The organism is Malikia granosa, from assembly GCF_002980595.1.
GTDB classification, from domain to species: domain Bacteria; phylum Pseudomonadota; class Gammaproteobacteria; order Burkholderiales; family Burkholderiaceae_C; genus Malikia; species Malikia granosa.
In genome coordinates, this window is sequence record NZ_PVLQ01000024.1 from 1 (window position 1) to 21,403 (window position 21,403).

Genomic DNA, 21,403 nt, shown 5'->3' on the forward strand with positions numbered 1-21,403 from the left:
CGCTATCTTCATCTTGTCTCCGGTATGTCTCGGTTGCCAAAAAAGCACCGTCCTGACAGGCCTGACGCAGCGGCCTGACTTATCATGATTCTTGATAGATGCCTGGGTCCGATGACTGCTGCGACTTGACCTGCTGAACGGGTGAAAGGATTATTTCCTTGGACCATCGCCGCGAGAATTTCATTGCGATACGGCATCTCAAATCGGATCAAGCCCTTGATCCCTCATCTTGATAGGTCTATCAAATCATGAATTCAAGCGTTCCCGTCACGATGCTCGACGTGGCACGTGCCGCCGGCGTCGGGGTGGCCACCGTCGACCGGGTCATCAACCGGCGCGCGGCCGTTCGTCCCCAGACTGCGCAACGGGTGCTGGAAGCCGCCGAGCAGCTGGGTTTTCGGCGTGTCGGACTGATCCGCAGCCGCGTCGCACAGGACACGCGGCCCCGGCGGCTGGGCTTCCTGCTGCAAAGCCGGCGCACGCCGTTCTACCGCTCGTTCGCGGCCGGACTGGCGGCCGCGGCACGGCAGGGCGAGCCACCCGTCGAGTGCCTGATCGAGCATCTGGACGACCTGACCCCGCGCCATGTGGCGGCACGCCTGGGCCGCATGGCTCAGCAGGTGGACGCGGTAGCACTGGTGGCGGCCGACCATCCCACCATCAACCAGGCGATCGAGGCCGTGGTCGCGCAACATCAGCTGCCAGTGTTTGCCTGCGTGTCTGACCTGACGACGCAGGCGCTGGCCGGTTACGTGGGCGTCGACAACCGCAAGATGGGGCGCATGGCGGCCTGGCTGCTGTCACGCCTGTGTCCCGCCACCAGCAAGGTCGCCCTGCTGCTGGGCAGCCACCGCTACCTGTGCCAGGAACAGTGCGAGATCAGCTTTCGCTCCTACCTGCGGGAAGCGACCCCGCAGTTCCATGTACTCGAGACCCTGGTCAGCCTGGAGGACCCGCAGCTGGCCCAGAACGCGGTGCTCGAGCTGCTGCACCAGCACCCTGACCTGGCGGGCATCTATGTGGCGGGCGGTGGCATCGAGGGCGTGGTCGATGCGCTGCGCGACACCCCGCAGCCACGACTCGTGACCGTCTGCCATGACCTGACCGACATCACGCGCCAGGCACTGCTCGACGGCCATGTCACCGCCGTACTGTCGCATCCCCTGCCAGCGATGGCCCACGCGCTGTGCGATGCCATGCAGCTCGCGCTCGACAGCCGCAGGAGTCCGCAACGCTGGCAGACGCTGGTTCCGTTCGAGCTTTTCACCGCCGCGAACGTCTAGCCGTCTGGCAAGCCGACGGACTCAGACATTCTCGGGCGTCACGATCTCGAACCCGATCGTGCGCTGGATGGTGGTTCCGGTATCGTCATGCCACGGCATCGATCATGGTCTGCAGCAGCACGGCCGAGGTTTTCTCGAGCGGGTGGCACAGCGCTGCCGTGATCAGGCCTTCTGACAGTCCCTTGCGGGTTTCCGGTCCCAGGTCGCGACAGACCAGCTTGGGGGCGCCTCAAAGAACGGGAAGAGCGAGCGACGGCTTCCGACCCGTTGCGGTCCTTCGACTTGATGGCGCGTGTGACGGCTTCGTAGAGGCCTGGGCCGAACGACTACACCCAGCCTTCCACGACCCTGCCTGGGAACGATTGACAACAACAATTCAGAAGTTCCGTTCGTGCGTGGATAAACCTCCACACAGCTGTTAAGCTCAAACTATGGTCTTGCCTTGTATCGAATCGACACTGGTGCGGCTCTACGACCGGGAGGGCGCTACGCATGTACACGACCATCCACAGGTCCTCTTCGGGGTTGAGGGCACTCTGCACGTCGAAGTTCAAGGGCACAGCGCCTGGGTCGATGCGTCCTGCGGTCTGGTGGTGCCTGCCGGCGCTACTCACGCCTACTGCGCTGCACGAACCGCACGGGTGTTGGTACTCGATGACCTGACCGGTGCTACCACCGAGCGTCTGCGACGCTTCGCACTGCCGAAGCAATGGCGTAATTCCGGTATCCAAGTCGACACATTGGTCGACACCCTGCTGGACGCGTCGACGGTCAGAGCGCGGCGGCGCATCGACCTGGACGCGCTGGCCGAGCGCATCGATGCTGACCTGGCTCGCTCGTGGACTGTGGCCGATCTCGCTGCGGCCTGCTGCTTGAGCCCGCAGCGTCTGCGGGCACGCTTCGCTGAAAGCCTGGGCCAATCTCCCTTGGCCTTCGTGCGAGAGCGACGGCTGAACCGAGCGGAGCAGTTGTTGCGCCGTGGGGTGGCTCTTGATACGGTGGCAATCGAAGTGGGCTACGGCAGCTCCAGTGCTCTGTCAGCTGCCTTGCGACGAGTGCGCAATAGCGGGGCCCGGGAGCTACGGCAAAAACGAGCGTTTCTCTAAAGTTGATGAATCCGCCGGCACCAAAATGCCGGTCATGCATGTCCTCCCTCGTCCGCTTCTTGGCGTTTTCTGCGTTGTAAGCGCAGCCATCCTCTGGGGCACCACCGGTACATCGCAGGCGCTGGCTGGCGGATCGCTGCCGTCGTTGTGGTTCGGTGCTCTGCGTCTGTTGTTCGCAGCGCTGTTTTTTGTCGGCTTCGCTGCTGTCTCTGGCGGACTGACACGCCGTGCGTGGCAAGGTCTTCCGCCTGCTGCTGCGCTCGGGGCTGGACTGTGCATGGCAACATACAACTTGGCCTTCTTCGCCGGTGTGAAGCTGACGGGAGTAGGTATCGGCACGGCGATCGCTTTGGGCAGCGGGCCCATCTGGGCTGGGCTGTTGCAGGCTGTGTTCCAGCGGCAGCCGCCGACCACTGCTTGGTGGGCTGGCACGGCGGTCGCGATCACGGGCGGCGTGCTGTTGTCAGTCGGTGGCGGCGCCAAGGCGGTCTCGGCGCCTGGGGTTGCGCTGTGTCTGGCATCAGGGTTGTCATATGCGGTCTATACCCTGCTAAACAAGCGCATGGTCGGGCACGCGCCCGGGTCGTCGATCACGCTGGCTGCCTTTGGGGTGTCGGTGCTGGTCGCGCTGCCCGCAGCGGCTTTCCAGACTGGCTTGCCGAGCCTCGATGTGCGCGATTTCGTCGCCGTCACCTACACAGGCATTGTCACGGCCGGCGTGGGCTATCTGTTGTTCAGCTTCGCCCTGCACCATGTGCGACCTGCTACCGCCGTGACGCTTGCACTGACCGAGCCTGTCGTTGCCTTTGTGCTGGCGTTTCTGTTGCTGGGCGAGCCCGCGAGCATCGCGGGATTCAGCGGCCTGGCGCTCGTGTTAGCTGGCGTACTTGGAGTGGTGCGCACCGAGCTGCGGTCCCAGCGCACACCCAATTGAGCGATTCAGTGTAATGGCTGGCTTGCAGCGGTAGCTGTCACCTGACCGATCGTATGCATCCTGAACCGGCCGTCGCAGAATCGTTCTGGCAGCCAGCTTCTGGCCAGGAGCCGACATCTAGAGTTTGGGCGTCAACCTGATCTTCACCCTAGCTTGATGGGGTCGTCTCAGAATTCGGATCGCAAAGTACATTAACAGCCGCTAACACAAGTCTTCAACAAATCGGGTGCAGATGATGGCGGCAGCCAAGGTCAGCAGCGCCAGGTGTGTCTCCAGGCTGCGCTCGAAGCGGATGCGCAGCTTGCCGAACCCGGCAAACCAGGCATGCGTGCGCTCCACGACCCAGCGATGACGCCCCAACCGCTCACGGCTCTCCACACCCCGGCGGGCGATGCGCGCCAGGATGCCGCGCCGCCTCAGATAGCGCCTGCAGCGCTCGAAGTCGTAGCCCTTGTCCGCATGCAACTTGTCCGGGCGCTTCCTTGGTCGCCCCCTCAAGCCTGGTACGGCCACCAGCGCATCAAGCGTGGCCTCGAACGCCATCGAATCATGACGATTCGCTCCCGTCACCTTCAGGGCCAGCGGGATGCCTTGCGCATCTACGACAAGGTGGCGCTTGCTGCCGAGCTTGCCTCGGTCTGTCGGGTTCGGGCCTGTCTCTTGGCCCCCCGGGGGCTGGCCACACTGGCACTGTCTATGCTGGCCCGGCTCCAGTCGATGCGGTCATGCTCGCGCAACTTGGCCAGCATGGCCTGGTGCAGTTGGGCCCAGACGCCATTGGCCTGCCAGTGGCGCAAGCGCCGCCAGCAAGTCATGCCGCTGCCCAGCCCCAATTCCTTGGGCAGGTCTTCCCAAGGAATGCCCGTCTGCAGCACGAACAGGATGCCGTTCAAGGCAGCCCGGTCATCGACCGAACGGCGCCGTCCGCCCTTGGGCGAGGGGATGAACGCTGGCAGCAGCGGCTCCAGGGTCAACCACAGTTCATCGCTGATAGGTCTTCTTGCCATGCCGGCGAACTTACCCCGACATCACCAGCTTGTCCAGTTGTGTTAGCGACTGTAAGTCGGTTTCAGTGGGCGTATCGGCGCGCATGAAGATCGCGATCAGGCAATCCTGGCTGCCCGGCATCAGGTCTACGAGGTCGCCCGACAGCGCCGCCCCATCGCCCTGTCTGCGGCGGGTGAACCTGCTGGAGGAGTCGGGGGTCATCGACCGTTACGTGGCCTTGGTCAACCCGGCCAAGGTGGGCTACCCGATGACCTTCTTTACCCGCGTCTGGTTGCTGGCCCAGGATGAAGAGACGATCTCGCGCTTCGTCGCGGCGATGGAACAACTGCCCCAGGTCCTGGAGTGCTACTTGATGCTGGGGGACTCCGATGCCCTGATGCGGGTGGTGGCCGCTGACATCGAGGACTACCGGCGATTCCAGTCCGCCCACATGACCAAGGCCAATGGCATCCAGAACGTCAAGACGGACGTGCCCAGTCAAATAGTCAAGCGGACCACGGCGCTACCGCTGTGACATGCATCCGCCTACTGCCCAAGCCCCAACACGCCGGCCATGGCAATGCGCGAGTTGGAGCGGATCGAAAGATTGCTCGGAAACCTTTCCGGGGCACATATGAAAAAATCCCCGGCCGATTGACCAGGGACTCTTGTCAGGGGTAGGGACGCAGCCGCAGCTTCAGCGCTTCTTCTTGTTGCGGTACTGGTCGGCGATCACGGCGGCGACGATGATCGCGCCCTTGACCATCTCCTGGTAGTAGGCGTCGATGCGGATGAAGGTGAAGCCCGAGGTCATCACGCCCAGGATCAGCACGCCGATCACGGTGCCGGTGATGCGGCCCTTGCCGCCGACCAGCGAGGTGCCGCCGATCACGACCGCGGCGATCGCGTCGAGCTCGTACATCACGCCCATGCCCGACTGGCCCGAGATGGCGCGCGCCGCGGTCACGGTGCCGGCGATGCCCGCCAGCAGGCCGGCGATGGTGTAGATCCAGATCAGGTGGCGATTGACGTTGATGCCCGAGACGATGGCGGCCTGGCGGTTGGCGCCGATCGCGTAGGTGAACTTGCCGAAGCGGGTGTGGCGCAGCACGACATGGAAGATCGCGGCCAGCACCAGGAAGATGATGACCGGGTTGGCGCCGGAGCCGATCCAGGCGAAGTCCTCGGTCAGCATCGAGACCGGCATACCGCCCGTGAACCACTTGGCGAAGCCGCGCGCCGCCACCATGGTGCCCAGCGTGGCGATGAAGGGCGGAATCGCGGTGTAGGCGATCAGCGAGCCGTTGAGCAGGCCGATCACCAGCCCGGTGAAGGCACCCGCCAGCACCGGCCAGATGATGGGCAGGTCGGTCAGCGCCGGAAACACCGCGCGCGGGAAATCCGACACTTGGGCCAGGCTGGCCGCGACCACCGCGGCGGCCGCGACCACCGAGCCCGATGACAGGTCGATGCCGCTGGTGATGATGACCAGGTTGACGCCGATCGCGATGATGCCGATCACGGCCATCTGCAGCACGATGATCTGCAGCCGGTCGAGGTTGAACAGGAAGCTCTGGCCGTTGACATACCAGCCCAGCCCCTCGAACAGCAGGCCGATGCCGAGCAGGACCAGGAAGATGCTGGCCTCCTGCGGCAGCTTGAACTTGAAGGGGGTAGGGGGTGAGGCCATGGTGGTGGTGGCAGTGGTGCTCATGTTGTGTCTCCGGTTTACTTGGCGGCCAGGCTCATGACGCTGACCTGATCGGCATCCTTGCGGTCCAGGATGCCGGTGATGCGACCCTCATGCATGACGGCGACGCGGTCGCTCATGCCCAGGACCTCGGGCATCTCGGACGAGATCATCAGGATGGCCACGCCCTGGCCGGCCAGCTCGGAGACCAGGCGGTGGATCTCGGCCTTGGCGCCGACGTCGATGCCGCGCGTCGGCTCGTCCAGGATCAGGATGCTCGGATTGGTCAGCAGCCAGCGACCCACCAGCACCTTCTGCTGGTTGCCGCCCGAGAGGTTCTGGATCACCTCGTGCATGCCGGGGGTCTTGACGCGCAGGCGGCGCGCCATCTCGATGCAGTCCTTGGCCAGCGCGGCGCTTTGCACGAAGCCCAGCTTGTTGACGTAGCGGTTGTTGAGCACGGCCAGGTCCATGTTGTCCTGGATGTCCAGGCACAGGAAGCAGCCGGTATCCTTGCGGTCCTCGGTCAGGAAGGCCATGCCGGCGGCCATCGCCTTGGCCGGCTTGTCGATCACCATCTGCTGGCCGCGGATGGTGATGCTGCCCGAGCTCGCCGGCGTGACGCCGAACAGGGTCTCGGCGACGTTGGAGCGGCCCGAGCCGACCAGTCCGGCCAGGCCCAGGATCTCGCCGGCGCGGATGTCGAACGAGACATCGTGGAACACGCCGTCGAGCGTCAGGTTGCGCACCGACAGCACGACCTCGCCGATCGGCACCGTTTCCTTCGGGAACATCTGCGTGATCTCGCGCCCGACCATCATGCGGATGATGTCGTCGCGCGTGACGTCGCTGGCAGCACAGGTGGCGATGTACTTGCCGTCGCGGAACACCGAGAACTCGTCGGCGATCTCGAACAGCTCGTTCATCTTGTGCGTGATGTAGATGATGCCCTTGCCCTGCTCGCGCAGCGTGCGGATGATGCGGAACAGATGCGAGACTTCCTTATCGGTCAGCGCCGAGGTCGGCTCGTCCATGATCAGCACGTCGGAGTTCCACGACACCGCCTTGGCGATCTCGACCATCTGGCGACTGGCCACCGACAGGGTCTGGATCTCGGCCAGCGGGTCGATGTCGATGTGCAGGCGCTCGAACAGCTCCTCGGTGCGCAGCCTTAGCTCCTGGTGGTCGACCAGGCCGAAGCGGTTGCACGGCTCGCGCGTGATCCAGACGTTCTCTGCCACCGTCATGTGCGGCATCAGGTTGAGTTCCTGGTGGATCATCGCGATGCCCTGCTGCAGGGCATCGATGGGCGACCTGAGCTCGACCGGGCGTCCGTTGAGCAGGATCTGGCCCTGGTCGGGAATGTAGACCCCCGCGATGATCTTCATCAGGGTCGACTTGCCGGCGCCGTTCTCGCCCATCAGGGCATGGACGGTGCCGGCCTTGAGGGTGAAGGAGACGCCGTCGAGCGCCACCACGCCGGGGAAGGCCTTGCGTATGCCGCGAATGGCCAGCAGGGGCGGCGACTCGGGCGGGGGGGGAGCGTCGACCTGGCGCTCGAGGGTGGCTGTCTCAGTCATCTTGTGGACTCCGCTGCGAATCTGCGTGAAAAGCAAGGCTGGCCGAACGGCAAGCCCTGCGCGTCGGTGGCTCAGTTCTTGCCGGCGTACTGGCTCAGGTTGTCGGGCGTGACCAGCTCGAAGGGCACGTTGACGAAGCGCTCGACCGGCTGCTTCTTGGTCAGCTTGAGCGCGGCCTCGACGGCACCGATGCCCTGGCCGGCGGCGTTCTGGAACACGGTGACCTTGAGGTCACCGGCCTTCATCGAGGCCAGCGCGTCGGGCGTGGCGTCGATGCCGGCGACGATGGTGCCCGGGGTCCACTTCTTGGCCGCCTTCAAGGCGTTGATGGCACCGATCGCCATCTCGTCGTTGTTGGCGATGATGGCGTCGAACTTCACGCCGGAGGACAGCCAGTTGGTGGTGATGTCCTGGCCCTTGGTGCGGTCCCAGGCGCCTTCGCGCTTGTCGACGATCTTCAGGCCCGAACATTCTGGCGTCTTGACCACGTCCTCGATGTCCTGGGTGCGGGTGCGCGCGGCCTCGTTGGAGAGCTCGCCCATCAGCACCAGCAGATTGCCCTTGCCCTTGAGCAGCTTGCAGACCTGCTGGGTCTGCAGGGTGCCGGAGACCTTCTCGTCCGAGGCCACGAAGGCGACGCCGGCCGGCAGCTTGGCAAAGTCGACCGGCTTGCGGTTGACATAGACCAGCGGGATCTTGGCGTCGGTCACCATCTTGGTGATCTTGGGCGTGACGTCGGTGTCGACCGGATTGACGATGATGGCGTCGAACTTCTGCGCAATCATGTTCTGGATCTGGCTGAGCTGCTTGCCCACGTCATTGCCCGCATCCTCCACCTGCACCGTGGCGCCAGCCTTCTTGCCCGCCTCCAGCGTGCCGTTCTTCAGGATGGTCAGGAAAGTGTCCTGTTGCGCCATGGCCAGGCCGATTTTTTCGGCCTGGGCGGCCAGCGGAGCGAGCAAGGAGGAGGAAACGGCTGCAGCGATCAGAAGTTTTTTCATGAATGTCTCCGAACAATGAGTGGTTATGGATGCCTGTCCCTTGCCCTGGTGCGGCTGTCGCTGCTGGAGCCGGGGTCTCGGCACCACTGAACTATAGACAAGAGCCGCATGTTTTGGAAAAATTTTTTCTTAGGAATTACACCTAGAAAAATAATTTCTATTTATCGTAGACTGCAGCTACCGGGGTGGTCAAAACCCTTGTCTCGCCCTTCCTTCACTCCATGACCTAGCCCTGACCGGCTGAATTCAAGATGAGCAAGCTACAGTTCCCCGCAATGCGCCGGCATGATCTGGCCTGTCTCGGCCGCCTGGCGGTCGATCTCTATGCGCAACAGTTCGGCGCACGCCTGGAGGATGCGCGCAGTTTCGCCATGTACCTGGGCGGCAGCTCGGCCAACCTGGCCTTTGGCGTCGCGCGGCTCGGCTGCAAGACTGCCATGATCTCGCGCGTCGGCGACGAGCAGATGGGTCGTTACCTGATTGAAACCCTGCAGCGCGAGGGTTGCGACACCAGCCAGATCCAGCTCGATCCGCAGCGCCTGACCGCGCTGGTGCTGCTGGGCCTGAAGGACCGCGACACCTTCCCGCTGCTGTTCGTGCGCGAGAACTGCGCTGACATGGCAATCGCCGCCGAGCAGATCAGCGAGTCCTTCATCGCCCAGTGCCGCGCGCTGGCGATCACCGGCACCCATCTGTCGACGCCGACGACCCGGCTGGCCTCGTTGATGGCCCTCGAGTACGCGCGCCGCCACGGCACGACCACGGTGCTCGACATCGACTACCGCCCGGTGCTCTGGGGCCTGACTTCGCGCGGCGCCGGAGAGAACCGCTATGTGCCCGATGCCGCGGTGACGGCGCAGCTGCAGCAGGCCCTGCCCTGGTTCGACCTGCTGGTCGGCACCGAGGAGGAGTTCTTCATCGCCGGTGGCGTCGCCAACGACCTGATCGCCAGCCTGCGCGTGGTGCGCGAGCTCTGCCCCGACGCCACGCTGGTGGTCAAGCGCGGCGCACTGGGCTGCTGCGTGATCGAGGGCGAGATCCCGGACGACATCGACGCGGCGCCGACCTACCGGGGCGAGCGGGTCGAGGTGCTCAATGTGCTCGGCGCGGGCGACGCCTTCCTGTCCGGCCTGCTGGCCAGCCTGCTGCAGGGCAAGGACTGGGCCGAGTCGACCAAGGTCGCCAATGCCTGCGGCGCCATCGTGGTCTCGCGCCATGCCTGCTCGGCCGCGATGCCGACCCCGGCCGAGCTCGCGCACTGGTTCGGCGGCAGCCGCAACCCGAAGGTCGATGCCGACCAGCAGCTCGCCCATCTGCACCGGGTCACGGCCGCGCGCCGCGACTGGAACGATCTCTGCGTGATGGCCTTCGACCATCGCGCGCAGTTCTACGACATCGCGCGCGCCGCGGGGGCCGACGAGGCGCGCATTCCGGCGCTCAAGCGCCTGCTGGTGCAGGCGGCCGAGCAGGTCGAGCGCAGCCGCCAGCTGCAGGGCCATACCGGCGTGCTGATCGACGGCGGCGACTACGGCAGCGATGCGCTGGCCAGCGCGACCGGGCGTGGCTGGTGGGTGGGCCGTCCGGTCGAGCTGCCGGGCTCGCGCCCGCTGCGCTTCGACGGCACGCGCTCGGTCGGCAGCGCGCTGGTGCACTGGCCGACCGAGCAGGTCGTCAAGTGCCTGGTGCACTACCACCCCGACGACGCCTACGAGCTGCGGCTGGAGCAGGAGCAGAAGGTGCTCGAGCTCTGGGAGGCAACGCGCGAGTCTGGCAACGAACTGCTGCTCGAGATCATTCCCCCGAAGGCGCTGACGCCCGAGGGCAGCACGGATGACGCGGTGCTGCGCGCGGTCAAGCGCTTCTACAACCTGGGCGTCAAGCCCGAGTGGTGGAAGCTCGCGCCGATGCAGCCGGCGGGCTGGCGCCAGCTCGAGGCCTTGCTGACCGAGCGCGACCCCTATTGCCGCGGCGCCGTGATCCTGGGCCTGAACCAGCCGCTGCAGTACCTGGCCGACAGCTTCGCCCATGCCACCAGCCCGGTCGTCAAGGGCTTCATGGTCGGCCGCACGCTGTGGGCCGACGCCTCGCTCAAGTGGTTCAAGGGCGAGTTCGGCGATGCCGAGCTGGTGCAGGAAGTGGCACGCAACTTTGCCGTGCTGGTCGATGCCTGGCGCAACCGCCACGAAGCCGTGCGCGCCGCCGCCTGACATCCAACCGATTCTTCACAGGCCATGAAAACCCAACGACTCACCCTGGCGCAAGCGCTGGTCAAGCACCTGGCGGCGCTGCGCATCGAGACCCACGACGGCCAGATCCAGCCCTATTGCGGCGGCGTCTTCACGATCTTCGGCCATGGCAACGTGGCCGGCATGGGCGAGGCGCTGGTCGCCGAGCGCGACCGGCTGCCGACCTTCCGTGCCCACAACGAGCAGACCATGGCGCATGCCGCGATCGCCTATGCCAAGGCGAGCTTTCGCGAGCGCATCATGGCGGTCAGCACCAGCATAGGACCCGGCGCGACCAATTTGGTCACCGCCGCTGCCGTGGCCCATGTCAACCGGCTGCCGGTGCTGCTGCTGCCGGGCGATGTGTTCGCAACCCGCCGGCCCGACCCGGTGCTGCAGCAGATCGAGAGCTTCGCCCAGGGCGACGTCAGCGCGAGCGACTGCTTCCGCCCGGTGACGCGCTACTTCGACCGCCTGACCCGGCCCGAGCAGATCCTGACCGCGCTGCCACGCGCGATCCAGATGATGACCGACCCGGCCAACTGCGGCCCGGCCTGCCTGTCGCTGCCGCAGGACGTGCAGGCGATGGCCTTCGACTGCCCAGAGAGCTTCCTGCAGCCCGAACTGCTGCGCTTTCGCCGCCCGCCGGCCGATGCGCGCGAGCTGCAGGCGGCGGTCGAGCTGCTGCGCGGCGCGCGCCAGCCGCTGATCGTCGCCGGCGGCGGCGTGCTCTACAGCCAGGCCTGGGACGCGCTGCGCGCCTTCGCCGACGCGCACGGCGTGCCGGTGGTCGAGTCGCATGGCGGCAAGAGCAGCCTACCCTGGGACCATCCGCTCAACCTGGGCGCGATCGGCGTCGATGGCGTCTCGGGCGCCAACGAGCTGGCGCGCGAGGCCGACCTGGTGTTCGCGGTCGGCACCCGGCTGCAGGACTTCACCACTGGCTCGCATGCTCTCTTTCCCCAGGCGCGCCTGCTGAGCCTGAACGTCCAGCCCTACGACGCCGGCAAGTGGAGCGGCAGCGCGCTGGTCGCCGACGCCCGCACCGGCCTCGAGCAGCTGGCCCCGCTGCTGCAGGGCTGGGCTGCCGATCCGGCCTGGAGCGAGCGCGCGCGCCGCAATGCTGCCACCACCAACGCCCGCATCCAGCAGCTGACCACCCAGGTCCCGCAGGGCGTGCTGCCCTACGACGCCGAGGTGATCGGCGCTGTGCGCGACTCGGCCGCCGAGCTGGGACTCGACAGCGGGGTGCAGGATGTCGCGCTGTGCGCGGCCGGCACCCTGCCGGCCGAGCTGCACAAGCTCTGGCGCGCGAGCAAGCCGGGCAACTACCACATGGAATACGGCTACTCCTGCATGGGCTACGAGGTCGCCGGCGGCCTGGGCGTCAAGATGGCGCGCCCCGAGCAGGAGAGCATCGTCTTCGTCGGCGACGGCTCCTACATGATGGCCAACTCCGAGCTGGCCACCTCGCTGCTGCTGGGCAGGAAGATGATCGTCGTCATCCTCGACAACCGGGGCTATGGCTGCATCGAGCGGCTGCAGCTCAAGACCGGCAGCCCGAGCTTCAACAACATGCTCGACGACTGCGTGCCCGAGGGTGGCGAGCGCAGCCAGATCGACTTCGCGCTGCACGCACGCGCCATGGGCGCCGATGCGGTGCATGTCAAGGACGTGGCCGAACTGAAGGCCGCCATGGTCAAGGCGCGCGCGGCCACGCGCACCCAGGTGATCGTGATCGACACCACGCACACCCGCATCACCGACGGCGGCTGCTGGTGGGAGGTCGGCATCCCCGAAGTCTCGACCCGGGCCGAGGTGCAGGATGCCCATGCCCGCTACCTCGAGGCCCAGCAGGCGCAGCGCGTCTGAGCCATTCAGCCATTCAGCCATTCAGCCATTCAGCCATTCAGCCATTCAGCCATTCACCATCCATCAGAACCGAAGGAACCAACATGACCTGGAACGTACGCATCGGCATCAACCCGCTGTCCTGGATGAACGACGACCTGCCCTCGCTGGGCGGCGAGACCCCGCTCGAGACCGCGCTGAAGGAAGGCGCCGAGATCGGCTACGAGGGCTTCGAGCTCGGCAACAAGTTTCCCAAGGACGGCCCCGGCCTGAAAGCCAAGCTCGACGAGTTCGGCCTGGCCTGCGTCTCGGGCTGGTACTCGGGCTTCCTGGCCGAAGTCCCCGCCGGCATGAGCGACGAGCAAGCGGTCGCCGCCGAGATCGAGCGCTGCCAGGCGCACATGAGCAAACTGCAGTACAACGGCGTCCGGGTCGTGGTCTACGGCGAATGCGCCGGCACCGTGCAGGGCCAGATCGACACCCCGGTGGGCAAGCGCCCGCAGTTCGCCGATGACGCGCAATGGCAGGCCTATGCCAGGCGGCTGGATGCCTTCGGCCAGCACCTGCTCGAGACCTATGGCATCAAGCTGGCCTATCACCATCACATGGGCGCCTATGTCGAGTCGCCCGCCGACGTCGACCGGCTGATGGCGCTGACCGATCCGGCCAAGGTCTTCCTGCTGTTCGACACCGGCCACGCCTATTTCGGCGGCGCCGCCGATCCGGTCGAGCTGCTCAAGAAGCATGTCAAGCGCGTCGTTCATGTGCACTGCAAGGACGTGCGCCAGCCCGTGATCGCGCAGGCGCGCAACGACGGCTGGAGCTTCCTCGACGGCGTCATCAACGGCACCTTCACCGTGCCGGGCGACGGCAGCATCGACTATGCCAGCGTGCTCAAGACGCTCAAGGGCGCGGGCTACGAGGGCTGGCTGGTGGTCGAGGCCGAGCAGGACCCGGCCGTCGCGCCGAGCTACCCGTACGCGCAGAAGGGTTACCAGACCCTGCGCGGCCTGGTCGACAGCCTGGCCTGACAAAGGGAGGACGAGATGCCGAGTCATCTGCTTGCCAAGGCCGCCCGCAGCGGGCGCGAGATCGTCGAGGTCACGCCCGAGCGGGCCGGCTGGACCCATGTCGGTTTCCGGGCGCTGCGCCTGGGTGCTGGCGAGACTGAAACCGTGCCGACCGGCGAGCGCGAGCTTTGCCTGGTCGTGCTGACCGGCAGCGTCGATATCAGCGTCGATGGCGTCACGCACCCGGGACTGGGCCAGCGCGACAGCGTGTTCGAGCCGGTGTCACCGGCGGCGGTCTACGTGCCGCCAGGCCGCTCGGTCCAGATCCTGGCCTGCCGCGACGCCGAGATCGCGCTGTGCAGCGCGCCCTGCGACGAGCAGCCGCGCGCGGTGCGCGTGATCGATCCGGCCGGCATGCGGCGCAGCGTGCGCGGCCAGGGCACGAACCTGCGCCATGTCTGCGACATCCTGCCGCACGACGACCCGACCGCAGCCCACCTGCTGGTGGTCGAGGTGCTGACGCCGGCCAGCCACTCGAGCAGCTACCCGCCGCACAAGCATGACGTCGAGCAGCCGCCGCTCGAGACACAGCTCGAGGAGACCTACTACCACCGCCTGAACCCGCCGCAGGGCTTCGCCTTCCAACGCGTCTACACCGACGACCGCAGCCTGGACGAGGCGTGCGCGGTCGAGGACCACGATGTCGTGATGGTGCCGCGTGGCTACCACCCGGTGGTGGCGCCACATGGCTACGACCTCTACTACCTCAACGTGATGGCGGGCCCGAACCGCTTCTGGGTCTTCAAGAACGACCCGGCGCACGAGTGGATGCTCAAGGCCTGACCGGTTCTGGGCCGACCTGAGTACCCGCCCGCCTGGTCAGGCGCTGGGCGGGTGTTCGTGTTCAAGGCATGATGAACTTTGAATCTGGACAACAAGACGCTGAATGAGATCGAAGCCTTCAACCCAGGCCAGGCCTCGGCAGCGCTGCAAGTGCTTAGCTCGAACGCCTCAGGGCGAGACTGAGCCGATCAATGACTTCAGCCCAGTCAGCGTCCTTCATCAGCTCCTCCTTCAGCATCTGGGCTTGTCCAGGGATCCAGCAAGCGGCCTCCTCGAGCCTGACACTGTCCGGCAAGGGACTGTGGGTATCGATGAATGTCTTGATCGACTCTACGTCACTGGGCAAGCCCAGTTGGTCAAAAAGATCAGAAAAACGATGCCAGAAAGCTTCCATGTTGTTACCTCGTGGAGATAGGGGTATTGGCTGCTTACCCTCGGGAGCGCAGTCTCAGCGCGTTACCGATGACCGAAGCAGAGCTGAAACTCATGGCCAGCGCCGCGATGAGCGGTGACAGCAACCATCCGGTCAGTGGATAGAGCACACCCGCTGCCACGGGGATGCCCAGGGCGTTGTACAGGAATGCAAAGGCCAGGTTCTGCTTCATGTTGCGCACGGTCGCTTCCGACAATTGCCGGGCCACTGCAATCCCTCGCAAATCACCCTTGACCAGGGTGAGCTGGGCGCTGTTCATGGCCACATCGGTCCCTGTTCCCATCGCAATGCCGACATCGGCCTTGGCCAGGGCTGGCGCATCGTTGATGCCGTCGCCTGCCATGGCGACTACCCGGCCTCCGGCTTGCAGCCTGGACACCAGGGCCAACTTGTCTTCAGGCTTGACCTCGCCATGGACTTCATCGATGCCCAATCGTGCCCCGACGGCTTGTGCGGTGGTGTTGCCGTCGCCGGTGGCCATGACGATGCGCAGGCCAGCCGCCTTCAGCGTGGCAAGGGCTTCCGGCGTGCTGGCCTTGATGGGATCGGAAACTGCCAGCAAGCCGGCCAGCCGACCGTCGACCGCCAGTTGCATGACGCTGGCGCCTTCACGCCGCAGGGCTTCCGCCTGCGAGCTCAACTCTTGCAGGTCGATATTGCCTTGCAGCATCCAGGTGGCGTTGCCCAGCATGAGCCTGCGCCCGCCCACGGCCCCACTGACCCCGATACCGGAACCGGAGTCGAATTGCTCGGGCGCCACCAGTGGCAGATGCTGTTTTCGGGCCGCTTGCACGATGGCGTCAGCCAAGGGGTGTTCGCTGCCTTGGTCGAGACTGGCAGCCAGCTGCAGGATCTCGCTTTCGGTGAAACCTGCAGCCGCTACGGCTTTGTCAAACACGGGCTTGCCTTCAGTCAAGGTGCCGGTCTTGTCGATGATGAGCGTGTCGATCTTGCGCAGGTTCTCGATCGCGGCAGCGTCACGGAACAGCACGCCGTGGGTAGCGCCACGACCTGTCGCGACCATGATGGACATGGGGGTCGCGAGACCCAGCGCACAAGGGCAGGCGATGATCAGCACGGCTACCGCGTTGATCAAGCCATAGACCCAGCGTGGCTCGGGGCCGAACAGGCCCCAGGCCAGCAAGGTGAGCAGCGCAATCGCCACCACGGCGGTGACGAAGTAAGCCGCCACCACATCGGCCATGCGCTGCATCGGAGCCCGGGAACGCTGCGCCTGCGCCACCATCTGGACAATCTGGGACAAGACGGTGGCGGAACCCACCCGCTCCGAACGCATCACCATGGCGCCACTGGTGTTGAGCGTGGCCCCGATCAATCTGTCACCCAAACGCTTGGTCACCGGAATCGGCTCGCCCGTCAACATCGACTCGTCCACCGAACTGGAACCCTCGGTGACCACGCCATCGACCGGCACCTTCTCTCCAGGGCGTATGCGCAACAGGTCACCGACATGAACATGGCTCAGCGGCACGTCCTCGTCGCTGCCGTCGGCACGGATTCGGCGCGCCGTCTTGGGGGCCAGGCCCAGCAAGGACTTGATGGCGGCAGAAGTCTGCGAGCGGGCCTTCAACTCCAGCACCTGCCCCAGCAAGGTCAGCGAGATGATGACCGCTGCCGCCTCGAAGTAGACCGCCACCCGCCCCATCGAGATGAACGAAGCCGGGAACACCTGAGGCGCCAGGGTCGCCACCACGCTGTAGAGGAAGGCCGCCCCCGTGCCCAGGCCGATCAGCGTCCACATGTTGGGGCTGCGCAAGCGCAGGGAATCGGCTCCCCGCATAAAGAAAGGCGCGCCGGCCCAGAGCACGATCGGCAGTGACAAGATGAGCTCGACCCAGGTCTGGGTCTGGATCTCCAGCCAGCTGAGCTCATGTCCGAACATGGCCAGCACGGTCACCACCACCGTCAAGGGCAGTGTCCACCAGAACCGGCGCTGGAAATCCTTCAGCTCGGGGTTCTCGTCTTCTTCCAGCTCGGGGATGACGGGCTCCAGTGTCATCCCGCACTTCGGGCAATTGCCCGGATGATCCTGTCGGATCTCCGGGTGCATCGGGCAGGTGTAGAGGGTGGCACCATTCATCGCAGGCTGTGCAGTGGGCGTTTCAACCACGGCAGGCATATGGCCGTGATGGTGGTGATGATGTTCATGCCCGGCACCGGCCACCTCCTCCGAGGGTGAACCTTCTGCTGGCACGGCGACGTACTGCCCCGGATGGCTCAGAAACTTGGATCGGCAATGGGCGCTGCAGAAGAAATAGGTGCTGCCCCGATAGTGGGCCCGGTGCTCTGACTGTTCAGTCACCGGCATGCCACACACTGGATCCTTGCCCTCCGTTGGGGCCGGCCCGCCGTGATGGTGGTGGTCGTGACCGTTCTGTTGGCTGTGATCCATGGCGCCTCCTTTCTGTTTTTCGACCTCAGATCCGCGCCGGCCTAGAAAAGCTTCGGCCAGAACCGTGGCGTCTGGGCGGCGTAGCGGTCGTATTCGACACCGAACTGCGCCCGCATCTCGCGCTCTTCCGTGATCGCGAGACGCCCGTACATCACCAGCAGGAAGGGGAACATCGCCAAGGTCAGGAGGGTGGGCCACTGGAACAGGAAGCCCAGCAAGATCAGCACGAAGGCAACGTACTGGGGATGGCGAATGCGTGCATACGGCCCTGCCGTGGCCAGAGAATGGCGCCGCTGCGCATGGTAGAGAATATTCCATGCCTTCGACAGCAGGTAGAAACCAGCTCCCAGCAAGACGTAACTGACGATGTGCAAGACGCCGAAGTGCGGGTCGCCCTTTTCTCCCAGCAGGGTGGACCACAGATGACCCGTGTCGTGCGACAACAGATCCAGCCCTGGGAACCGGGTCTGCAGCCAGCCTGACAGCAGGTAGATCGTCAGCGGAAAGCCATACATCTCCACGAACAAGGCCACGATGAAGGCGGCGAAGGCACTGAAGCTGCGCCAGTCCCGTGTGGTGGCAGGCTTGAAGAAGCTGAAGGCAAACAGGATGAAGACCACCGAATTGATGATCACCAGGGACCACAGACCGTAGGCCGGTTCGGCATGGTTCATGATCGGTCCCCCGTTTGCGTGCGGTCGCTTTTTCCTGCGTCGTCTGGGGATTGCTTGTCCTGGTGATGCCGATGCCCACCATGACCGCCGTGCATGAAGAGATGCATCAAGGGGCAGGCCAGGAGCAGCAGGTAGGGCCAAGCCCCTGCAATGTGCGCACGGTGCTCGGCCAGTAGGAAGTAGGCGGCGATGCCCCCCACGACCACCAGACCGATGGCGTAGCGGGAACGCCAAAAATGAGGGGGCCGCTGCTGGCGATGATCATCAGGAGGCATGACGTTCCTCATCAACAAGAAGGGCCTCTTTCAGAGGCCCGTTGCAATTGGCTCATGGAGCCTGATAGCTGATGCCGTTGGGACCCAGGCCAACCTGGTGCTCGGCCACGACCTCCTGCGTCGCCGCATCGATGACCGAGAAGGTCCCGGCTTCGATGTTGCTGACGAACACGTAGGCATTGTCTGAGCTGATCGCCGTGCCGTGCGCCCCCTTGCCGGTCACCAAGGTCTTGACGACGCGCTTGCTGGCCGCATCGACCACCGATACCGTCTGATCGGGCGCCTGCGCGCTGCCCTGGTTGGCCACGTAGACCAGCCCGGCCGAGGTCGCCACCATCTGGATTGGGGTGCGACCCACCGCGACCTTGCCAACCAGACGCTGTTGACGGGTATCGATCAAGCCCAACTGGTTGCTGGCGCTCAGGGACACATAGGCTTGCCGACCGTCGGGCGCAAACCCGACCTGTACCGGACCTTTGCCCACCGCGATGCGGCCCATTTCCTGCAACCGGTCGACGTCGATCACCGACACCGAGCCGCCGCGCATGTTGGCGACGTACAGCGTCTTGCCATCGGGGCTGAGCCGCAAGCCATGGGGATACGCGCCAGTCGGGATGCGGCCGGTCTCGGCCCTGGCCTTGAGGTCGATGACACGCACGACGTTGGCCGCCGAATCGGTGACGAAGGCACGTTCGGCGTTCAGGTCCGTGACCACATGGGCGGGGTGTTCGCCCACCTCGATGACTACGGGAGCCTGGTCCAGCGCGGCCGTTTCGAGCACCCAGAGTTGGCCCGATGCTGCTGCTGATGAACCATGATGGGCGCCGTGCGAAGCGACTCCGACCGCCAGCAGGCGTTTGCCGTCAGGTGTCACCTGGACGTTGTGCGGTGCGATGCCCGTCTTGATGGTCTTGACCGCACCGGAATCCAGCTGCACCTGGCTGATGGACTCGGCCCGCTCGTTCGCGGTGTAGACGAAGCCCGTGGGGGCAGCCCAGGCCAGGCCAACCGTCAGCCAGCCGGCCAGGCCCAGCGCAACCGTCAGGACCTTCATTTCGGGACCCCGGGAGCTGCTGCGTCAGCGGGCAGGCGGTCCATCATCATCTGCATCATGGACTCCATCATCTCCATGCGCTTTTCCATCATGGCGTGGCGCTGCATCATGCCGCCCATCATCTGCGGGCCCATGGCCGGGGATGGTGAGGTGGCCGTCTTGCCGGGCGTGCCGGCTCCATTGGCCATCATCCCCATGCCGGCCGGCTGCATGCCCTGCATCTGGCCCATCATCTTCATGCTGTCCTGCATGGTCTTGTGGTGCTCAGCCATCAAGGCCTGGCGTTCCTGCGGAGTGCTGGCCGCGGCCATCTTGTGGCTCATCTCACGCATGCGTTGCAGCTGCTTGTCCATCGTGGACAGTTGCTGCTCCGGCGTGGCGGCTGGGGCCTGGACCGCCGCAGGGGCGGCTCCGTCGGGGTGATGCTGGGCATGTTCAGCGGCGGTCTGAGCCGATGCGGCAACGGTCGAGAGGCCAATGGCCAGAGCGACCACCAGGGGTTGGAGTGCTTTCATGATCGAGTCCTTTCTTGGCCGATCCTGTCCTCAGGGTCGGTGGTGGCGCCAGGTCCGATTCACGATGATGGGCGATGCTGACGCCATGACTGCACTCTATATCTCGCCAGCTAACATTCGAATATCCGCTGGATTACAAATATGTCAGCAAGTGGAGGTGCTTGATTGCCGGTGACACGGAGCTCAGACCGGCGCTGCTCGGCAGCAGCGACGCCAGACCGCCATGACCAGGATTGTCTCTGGACTCTGCTGGGGCACCCTAGACCCTCACGCCGCATGGAGCTTGGGCCGCTGCAGGTAAAGCCGGGTGATGTGGTCGACGGTGCTCGAGTACGGTCAGATCATCGACGCCGCCCAGGGGCACCAGCGATGAGACCGGCCTTGGAGTTCCCCCAGGATCGTGCGTTCCGTATGCTTAAGCCGGTTGGCTGCTCCATTGCTCCCCGAAGCCCAACATGACGTTTTTTGATCCTTCTATGCTTGATAGCTGATGTGGGATGTACCCAGAGTGACGTGACCGGTCTCACCTGACCGAGAGAGAGCTGAGTTCGATGCTGGCCGCGGTCGAACGGCTCAGTGGAATTCGCCGAATCCGGCTTCCAGCCTCTCGCGCAGGAATGCGACCAGCGCACTGACCGCGCACGGCACATGGGCCGAGTAGGGCCGGATCGCGTAGAGCTGGCCAGCGAAGGCCCCGACCGGGATCCAGTCCGGCAGCACCTCGACCAGCTTGCCGGCGCGCAGGCTGGCCTGGGCGCTGAAGTCGGGCAGCAGCGCGATGCCCAGCCCGGCCAGCGCGGCATCGCGCAGCGCCTCGCTGTTGTTGGCCGCCAGCGAGCCGCTGACCTGCACCGTCACGCGCTCCGGGGCGGCCGCATCACACCGCTCCAGGGTCCAGGCCGGCCGGTCCTGCGAGCGCGGGTAATGCAGGCAGTTGTGCCGGGCCAGCTCCTGCGGCAGCTGCGGCACGCCGCTGCGCCTGAGGTAGGCCGGCGTGGCCACCAGCAGCGAGCGCGTGGTGCACAGCGTCCAGGCCACATGCGTGTCGGGCGGGCTCGCGGTATGGCGGATCGCCAGGTCAAAGCCCTCGGTCGCCAGTGACGAGAAGCGGTCCGACAGGTCGAGCTCGAGCCGCACCTCGGGGTACTGGCGCAGGAAGTCCGCCAGCAGCGGCACCAGTTGCTGGCGCGCCAAGGCGACCGGCGCCGTCACGCGCAGCAGGCCGCGCGGCAGGCCGGCGAGGTCGCGCACCTGGGCAAAGCTCTCGGCGATCTGCTCGAAGGAGGCGCGGGTATCGTCGACCAGGCGCTGGCCGGCCTCGGTCAGGCGCACGCTGCGCGTGGTGCGCCGCACCAGCGCGACGCCGGCCACCCGCTCGAGCTCGGCCACGCGCTGGCTCATCGCGGCCTTGCTGACCCCCAGCCGCTCGGCGGCGGCGGTGAAGCTGCCCTGCTGGGCCAGCACGACCAGCCAGTGCAGATGACCCCAGAGCTGTTCGACTTTTTGTTGTTCCATGATCTTATTGTTCA

Annotated in this window: 18 protein-coding genes and 2 pseudogenes; 8 read left to right on the forward strand and 12 right to left on the reverse strand. The window is 65.4% G+C overall.

Annotation, left to right across the window (positions count from 1 at the left end):
* Window positions 1–248: 248 nt before the first annotated feature.
* The 3 genes from C6P64_RS07460 (at window position 249) to C6P64_RS07475 (ending at window position 3,323) form a co-directional block, all read left to right on the forward strand.
* Entirely contained in the window at window positions 249–1,283 is a 1,035-nt protein-coding gene (locus C6P64_RS07460; protein WP_105747932.1) for a LacI family DNA-binding transcriptional regulator, read from the forward strand.
* Window positions 1,284–1,744: 461 nt separating this feature from the next.
* Window positions 1,745–2,389, forward strand: a complete 645-nt coding sequence (locus C6P64_RS07470) for a helix-turn-helix transcriptional regulator (RefSeq protein ID WP_170073061.1) — start codon at window positions 1,745–1,747, stop codon at window positions 2,387–2,389.
* Between the two features lie 34 nt (window positions 2,390–2,423).
* Window positions 2,424–3,323, forward strand: coding sequence for a DMT family transporter (locus C6P64_RS07475; protein WP_105747986.1), 900 nt, complete (start codon window positions 2,424–2,426; stop codon window positions 3,321–3,323).
* A gap of 201 nt (window positions 3,324–3,524) precedes the next feature.
* Here the strand turns inward: C6P64_RS07475 and C6P64_RS07480 are convergent.
* Window positions 3,525–4,330, reverse strand: a pseudogene (locus C6P64_RS07480) (IS5 family transposase).
* Window positions 4,331–4,340: 10 nt separating this feature from the next.
* Entirely contained in the window at window positions 4,341–4,532 is a 192-nt protein-coding gene (locus C6P64_RS18495) for a hypothetical protein (RefSeq protein WP_245911670.1), read from the reverse strand.
* Between C6P64_RS18495 and C6P64_RS07485 the strand changes: the two are divergent.
* Window positions 4,480–4,845: pseudogene (locus C6P64_RS07485) on the forward strand (Lrp/AsnC family transcriptional regulator); the annotation flags it as partial. The gene C6P64_RS18495 and the pseudogene C6P64_RS07485 overlap by 53 nt on opposite strands.
* Window positions 4,846–5,007: 162 nt before the next feature.
* On the opposite strand, the gene C6P64_RS07490 reads toward C6P64_RS07485, so the two are convergent.
* From C6P64_RS07490 to C6P64_RS07500, 3 genes are all read right to left on the reverse strand, one after another.
* Complete coding sequence (locus C6P64_RS07490) at window positions 5,008–6,024, reverse strand: ABC transporter permease (RefSeq protein ID WP_105747936.1); 1,017 nt, start codon at window positions 6,022–6,024, stop codon at window positions 5,008–5,010.
* A 14-nt stretch (window positions 6,025–6,038) separates the two neighbouring features.
* Window positions 6,039–7,580 carry a sugar ABC transporter ATP-binding protein gene (locus C6P64_RS07495; RefSeq protein WP_105747937.1) on the reverse strand — a complete coding sequence of 514 codons (1,542 nt, stop codon included), beginning with the start codon at window positions 7,578–7,580 and terminating at the stop codon, window positions 6,039–6,041.
* 71 nt (window positions 7,581–7,651) lie between these two features.
* The gene (locus C6P64_RS07500; protein WP_105747938.1) at window positions 7,652–8,581 is read right to left on the reverse strand and encodes a sugar ABC transporter substrate-binding protein; all 930 of its coding nucleotides are present in this window, start codon (window positions 8,579–8,581) and stop codon (window positions 7,652–7,654) included.
* Window positions 8,582–8,832: 251 nt separating this feature from the next.
* Between C6P64_RS07500 and C6P64_RS07505 the strand changes: the two genes are divergently transcribed.
* The 4 genes from C6P64_RS07505 (at window position 8,833) to iolB (ending at window position 14,510) form a co-directional block, all read left to right on the forward strand.
* Window positions 8,833–10,788, forward strand: a complete 1,956-nt coding sequence (locus C6P64_RS07505) for a bifunctional 5-dehydro-2-deoxygluconokinase/5-dehydro-2-deoxyphosphogluconate aldolase (RefSeq protein WP_105747939.1) — start codon at window positions 8,833–8,835, stop codon at window positions 10,786–10,788.
* Window positions 10,789–10,812: 24 nt separating this feature from the next.
* A complete protein-coding gene (gene iolD, locus C6P64_RS07510) occupies window positions 10,813–12,678 on the forward strand; it encodes a 3D-(3,5/4)-trihydroxycyclohexane-1,2-dione acylhydrolase (decyclizing) (RefSeq protein ID WP_105747940.1) in 1,866 nt (621 codons plus the stop codon).
* Window positions 12,679–12,761: 83 nt separating this feature from the next.
* Complete coding sequence (gene iolE / locus C6P64_RS07515) at window positions 12,762–13,688, forward strand: myo-inosose-2 dehydratase (protein WP_105747941.1); 927 nt, start codon at window positions 12,762–12,764, stop codon at window positions 13,686–13,688.
* Window positions 13,689–13,703: 15 nt separating this feature from the next.
* The gene (gene iolB, locus C6P64_RS07520; protein WP_105747942.1) at window positions 13,704–14,510 is read left to right on the forward strand and encodes a 5-deoxy-glucuronate isomerase; all 807 of its coding nucleotides are present in this window, start codon (window positions 13,704–13,706) and stop codon (window positions 14,508–14,510) included.
* A gap of 154 nt (window positions 14,511–14,664) precedes the next feature.
* Here the strand turns inward: iolB and C6P64_RS07525 are convergent, their stop codons facing one another.
* From C6P64_RS07525 to C6P64_RS07555, 7 genes are all read right to left on the reverse strand, one after another.
* A complete protein-coding gene (locus C6P64_RS07525) occupies window positions 14,665–14,904 on the reverse strand; it encodes a DUF2789 family protein (RefSeq protein ID WP_105747943.1) in 240 nt (79 codons plus the stop codon).
* Window positions 14,905–14,938: 34 nt separating this feature from the next.
* Entirely contained in the window at window positions 14,939–17,356 is a 2,418-nt protein-coding gene (locus tag C6P64_RS07530; RefSeq protein WP_105747944.1) for a heavy metal translocating P-type ATPase, read from the reverse strand.
* A 41-nt stretch (window positions 17,357–17,397) separates the two neighbouring features.
* A complete protein-coding gene (locus tag C6P64_RS07535) occupies window positions 17,398–18,030 on the reverse strand; it encodes a methyltransferase family protein (RefSeq protein WP_105747945.1) in 633 nt (210 codons plus the stop codon).
* Window positions 18,027–18,305: a DUF2933 domain-containing protein gene (locus tag C6P64_RS07540; RefSeq protein WP_105747987.1), complete on the reverse strand. Its 279-nt coding sequence runs from the start codon at window positions 18,303–18,305 to the stop codon at window positions 18,027–18,029. Before C6P64_RS07540 ends, C6P64_RS07535 begins: the two co-directional genes overlap by 4 nt.
* A gap of 52 nt (window positions 18,306–18,357) precedes the next feature.
* On the reverse strand, window positions 18,358–19,359 hold the full coding sequence (locus C6P64_RS07545; RefSeq protein ID WP_105747946.1) for a YVTN family beta-propeller repeat protein: 1,002 nt from the start codon (window positions 19,357–19,359) through the stop codon (window positions 18,358–18,360).
* A complete protein-coding gene (locus C6P64_RS07550) occupies window positions 19,356–19,874 on the reverse strand; it encodes a hypothetical protein (protein WP_105747947.1) in 519 nt (172 codons plus the stop codon). The genes C6P64_RS07545 and C6P64_RS07550 overlap by 4 nt, the downstream gene beginning before the upstream one ends.
* Window positions 19,875–20,447: 573 nt before the next feature.
* Window positions 20,448–21,389 carry a LysR family transcriptional regulator gene (locus C6P64_RS07555; protein WP_105747948.1) on the reverse strand — a complete coding sequence of 314 codons (942 nt, stop codon included), beginning with the start codon at window positions 21,387–21,389 and terminating at the stop codon, window positions 20,448–20,450.
* Between the last annotated feature and the right edge of the window lie 14 nt (window positions 21,390–21,403).